Below are 3,790 nucleotides of genomic sequence, written 5' to 3' on the forward strand. Positions count from 1 at the left end.
AAGGAATAAGCAGCGAAAATCAATCTATCAATAATAGATTTACAAAAGAAGAGATACAAGCGACACAAAAATACCTTGAAGGAATTAAAAATGGTACAATAAAAGGGAATATAGGTGAGGATTTCCAAGTTGAAACCGATGATTATGAAATGGAGCATAACATTTTTGGCCAGCCAGTCGGTGGTAGAAGGCCAGTACTCGATCCTTTTTTAATCGGTGTGGCGAAGTTTGGATTCGATTTTCTCTTTGGTGATCTTTTCACACTCTTTGACCCAGAAGCTACCTATGGTGAAAAACTCCTAGCAGTGGGGATGATGACTCCATATGGGAAAGGTGTAAAAATAGTTGATAAACTTCATGATTTAAAAAAGGTTGGAGATGTGAAGAAAGCAACGTCTGGGAGTGCGGGGATTGCTAAGGGTACGGGTAAAGTTTATCCTACAAGGGAAATTGATATAGCAACTGAAGCTCATATAATTGATAGAGTGAAAGAGCTAAGGGGGAAATTAACTAGTGGATATAAAAAGTCTGGGAACTTTGCTTTAGCAGAAGTAGATGTTAAAGGTATTGATAAATCAGAGTTTTTTGCTCAAAGTAGCATAAATGAACTAAATGGTACGTTAGAGGAAAGGATAGCGGATATTTCATTAAAGCCTAATAACCCAACTTTTAAAGCTTCAAAAGCAGCAGATAAGAATGGAATTGAGTACCCAAGAGATTCTGATACTGAGTATAAAATTCTAAATGATATAGCTAACAGACTTGGAAATAATACTGAGGCAAAAGGTAAAATAAAGTTATTTACAGAATTAGATACTTGCGATAGTTGTAGTAGGGTAATAGCGGAATTTTCTAAAAAATATAAAAATATAGAACTAGAGGTTATCCATAATAACGGAAACAGATTAAAACCATAGTCTTATAGGAGGAATATAAATGGAAGATTGGGAGTATAATGAATTAATTGAGGCTGTTAAAGAAATGTATGATAATATGTTAAATGAAAATAGAGGATATAAATATGCTACTGCAAGAACATTTTATGAGTTCGAAACCGTCTGCAATGAGGGTGAAACAGAAAATTTATTAGTTCACTTAGCCATTGGAGAGATAGTAGTGACACATCCAAAAGTTTTTGTGGGTGTGGTTGATATCATAAAAAAAGAATTAGGAAGCATTGATAGGAATGAATTAGAGAATGAATTGTTATCAGAAGAGGTTGAGGATCTGTTGACCAGAATAAATAATGTCAATCATAAACTTAATAACGTAATATTGGACTATGATCCTAATGCTGATAATTATGATAATACGTCAAGATAATAGACGCAGATTCCTACCGGCTTTCGTTTGGTGGTCTTCATAAAAAAGTTTAAATAAAGAATAATATGTATCCTTTGTAGAGGTCATCTTGAAAAAATTATGCAACATCAAGAAGATGATTTCTGTATTCGGGTATTACCCCCTTATAGTAGACAGCTGAAAGAAGGTTACTGTACTGTTTATTATGGAGGGGATTTTTTATGTCTTTAGATAAAGTTCTATTGCAGGATGTGAAGGAGTAAAAAGATTTAGAGAGAAGGTAGGATTAAAGCCATACTCAATAGATTTAGGTTATACAATTGCAAGTGTTACTGTAGGCAATAAGACTTATTTTGGTGTAAATTCAACTATTACCGAAGAGTCACATAAAGAAACTAGAGAGCTGTGGAAAAGTGGTTAAGAGAAGTAGAGTGGGTGCCACCCAAAAAGGATAATCCAAAACATTTGAGACATGCAGAGTAATATTTTTTAATAAGAGCATTTGAAAAACATGGATTTTTAAATAACTAATATTTATGAATAACTTTAAAGCTTTTTTGCTCTAAGTAATACTCATGTTTAAATTATAGTTTATAAAAGTAAACAAATTAGTTTGCTTATAATGATTTTTAAAATATTACAACCTATGATACTAGATTTATAGCTATGTACAAGAGCAAAAAGGTTTGTAGTACAAAAATTAAAAATATGAACGCATATAAGACAAGTGAACTCAAAAAACAGGCTGTAAAAAAGTAAAGACTCATGATGGTTGTACCGTCATGGAGTACTGTGTGCAATTCTAGAATAGAAAACAAAGTACGAGCTTAGGCGAGATGACATTTTACCGGGTGATAAATATAAACACATGGAGTGTATATGAAACTAACAAACTCGTAAGTTTTAACATAGTATTTGTCATGATGTACAAAAGGTGTCATACTGTTACTACAAAACTTACAAATTTATGCTACTTAAAAACATATGAACTTAAAGCACTTGATTGTCAACTAAAGGCAACAAGTGCTTTTTATTTTAAGATTACAACATAGGGTACGGAAAATAGAGAGACTGAAGTTCCACCTGCTTTTAGACAAACTGATTTTGCTAGTTCTTATGAAGCAAGGTATAATCAGACACCTTCACTAGTTAATTCGAATGTTGAATTTGAAGGAATCAGAGGAGAATCTTTAAGTATGCTTAAATCACCACCAGACCCTGTATTGAAACGTATATTAATAGAAGCTTATTATAAGTTTGCGAAATCTAAAGATGGTAGTAAGGGCACGGATAAAACACTATCTAAAAAGAAATCAATACCCGATTTTGTGAAAAAACAATGGGAAGAAATATGTTGTGGATTCTTATATTCCGGGTGAAGAAATTGTCTCGAGGAAATTTACCCAATTGGCTGAAGTAAAAGAAAAGACGGCATTAAGTTATTTAAGTGAGTTTACTAAAAAGTATTCTTCCGGTTCAGAAATTTCTTCAGGTAAATTTAATCCTAATGCTTTAAAAGGTGGTCAACTAGATGGAGAGCTAATTTTGGAAATCCCTGTACAAACAAAGCCAGTTCCACAAAAAATTATTGAAGAGGCGAATGAGAAAGGGATTATTATTCGTGATATTAATGGGAAGGTGTATAATTAATGGAAATTTATTATTGTGATAAGTGGTCTAACATAAAAAAGAAGCCTTGGAATATTATTGATAAGAATGCAGCCAAGACACTTCATGAAAATCGTCATTCTTATACTGCTGTTCTTAGTGATGGAGAGCAGCCAAAGTATTTAGTAAATGTCACTGAGAAATGGGTATCGGTAAGTTTTTTGGATGATTTTCTTCGTAAATATTTACACTACGATTTTATTGTTAAAGAAGATAATAGACTATTCCTAAGGACAATAATGTATTGGGAATATGACGGAGATACACAGTTAAAAAGTATGATTTTGGGGTATCAAGAAAATGGTCATATTGCTATGGAGCAAAAAGATTCTAAAACTGGAGAAGTAGAAGAGCGAGAGACAAAAGATGATGTATCTAGAAATTGGGATACATTCCCTGAGTTTGGCCAATACTTATATTTGTGCAAAGAAGAGAGGTAATTCTTTTGAATATAAGAACAATAACTAGGCGAGATAGCTATTAGTGGGCTAAGAATGTAAATAAATGGAATAAACGTGAAACTAATGAATTCGTAAGTTTTAAAGATATTGTAAAGTTAATTGAAAATCCCCTAAAATAATCCTACTTAATAAACAGATGAACTTAAAGCACTTGATTGCCGATTAAAAGCAACAAGTGCTTTTTATTTCGGAATTACAATATTTGGTACGGTGAATTATATATCCCAAAATACAAAAACAAAAGTTTCAAATGATGAAGTGCTTCCACAATTCTCTTTCATGATATGAAGAAGTTTTCAACGACTGGATTATCGTAGCAGTTTACTCTACGAGACATGCCAATCAATCGATTGCAAGTA

The 3,790-nt window shown here is 32.5% G+C and carries 3 protein-coding genes and 2 pseudogenes; all 5 read left to right on the forward strand.

Annotation, left to right across the window (positions count from 1 at the left end; all coding sequences use genetic code 11):
• Positions 1–917: deaminase domain-containing protein (locus tag COE49_RS28245; protein ID WP_255294763.1), on the forward strand; the 917-nt coding region annotated here is incomplete at its 5' end.
• A gap of 19 nt (positions 918–936) precedes the next feature.
• Positions 937–1,323, forward strand: a complete 387-nt coding sequence (locus COE49_RS27020) for an Imm3 family immunity protein (RefSeq protein WP_088229509.1) — start codon at positions 937–939, stop codon at positions 1,321–1,323.
• Between the two features lie 1,031 nt (positions 1,324–2,354).
• Positions 2,355–2,547 (forward strand): annotated as a pseudogene (locus tag COE49_RS27805) (hypothetical protein); the annotation flags it as partial.
• Positions 2,538–2,952, forward strand: a pseudogene (locus tag COE49_RS27030) (cytoplasmic protein); the annotation flags it as partial. The pseudogenes COE49_RS27805 and COE49_RS27030, both read left to right, overlap by 10 nt.
• Positions 2,952–3,410, forward strand: a complete 459-nt coding sequence (locus tag COE49_RS27035) for a hypothetical protein (RefSeq protein WP_088229507.1) — start codon at positions 2,952–2,954, stop codon at positions 3,408–3,410. The pseudogene COE49_RS27030 and the gene COE49_RS27035, both read left to right, overlap by 1 nt.
• Positions 3,411–3,790: the final 380 nt, after the last annotated feature.

Source organism: Bacillus sp. AFS029637 (assembly GCF_002584985.1).
Classification (GTDB): domain Bacteria; phylum Bacillota; class Bacilli; order Bacillales; family Bacillaceae_G; genus Bacillus_A.

Excerpts from the sequence above, each read along its gene's own strand:
- COE49_RS27020 (WP_088229509.1), top strand. The coding sequence starts at position 937 with ATGGAAGATTGGGAGTATAATGAATTAATTGAGGCTGTTAAAGAAATG.
- COE49_RS27035 (WP_088229507.1), top strand. The coding sequence starts at position 2,952 with ATGGAAATTTATTATTGTGATAAGTGGTCTAACATAAAAAAGAAGCCT.